General features: G+C 38.9%; 1 pseudogene. It reads left to right on the forward strand.

Annotated features, from left to right (window positions below):
• Positions 1 to 569: 569 nt before the first annotated feature.
• A pseudogene (locus tag ACFIK7_RS08620) lies at positions 570 to 1,083 on the forward strand (hypothetical protein); the annotation flags it as partial.

A 1,083-nucleotide genomic window follows, 5' to 3' on the forward strand; every position in this document is an offset into this window, starting at 1 on the left:
AACAAATAAAAATGTTACGACTGTAACAAGTGATCTCAAAACAGCATCTGAGAATGTAGTCAAATATTTTGGTGGTGGTGCTAGTTATAAAGATGGCATTTGGACAGCCCCTACATTCAAGGTTAAAACCTTCACAGCTGATGGTGGATCTAAAGATAAGGATTATCAGAATGTAGCGGATGCACTTGCAGGTGTTGGAAGTTCTATCACGAATGTTCAGAATAAATTGACTGAACAGGTTAATAATGTGATTACCAAAGTGGAAAGCGAGAGCTTTGTTCAGCAAGATAAGACAACGAGTCGTCTCACTATTGGTGCAAAAGTAGGTGGCACAGAAATCAATATTGCAAATGAAAGCGGTGCTGATCGGATAATTTCTGGTGTTGGGGAAGCAAAGAACAATAATGACGCTGTTAACAAAAGCCAGCTTGATAGCAATATCAAGAATGTCAATGATAATGTAACAAATAAGTTTAGCGAACTTACTAAAAACATAACGAATATTACTCAGCAAGTTAAAGGTGATGCTTTGTTATGGAACGATAAAGCTAATGCCTTTGTAGCACGTCATGAAAAGAGCAAAGAAGAAAAAGGCANCTTTGTTATGGAACGATAAAGCTAATGCCTTTGTAGCACGTCATGAAAAGAGCAAAGAAGAAAAAGGCAAAGCTGTCAGGACACAAGAAAACAGTAGAATTACGTTTCTTGCAAATGGTGAGATTACCGCTAATTCAACGGATGCTGTCACGGGTGGTCAGCTTTATTCAGTCAATCGGACGGTTGCTAGCTATTTTGGTGGAGGTGCAGGTTATGATGAGCAAGGACAATGGAAAGCTCCAAGTTTTAGGGTTAAGACAGTTAAGGATGATGGTAAATCTGAAGAGATAGACTATGGCAATGTGGCGGATGCTTTGGCGGGAGTTGGTAATTCTGTTACGAATGTAAAAAATGAGATTAGCAAAGAGATTACGAATGTAGTGAGTGATAGCCTTGTTAAGCAGGATAGGATGGGTCTTATTACTATTGGTGCGGAAAGAGGCGGCAATAAAATCAATATTTTAAATCGTGATGGTGATGCTCGAA

Origin of the sequence: Bartonella sp. CL266QHHD (genome assembly GCF_042195355.1) — a bacterium.
Lineage (GTDB): Bacteria > Pseudomonadota > Alphaproteobacteria > Rhizobiales > Rhizobiaceae > Bartonella.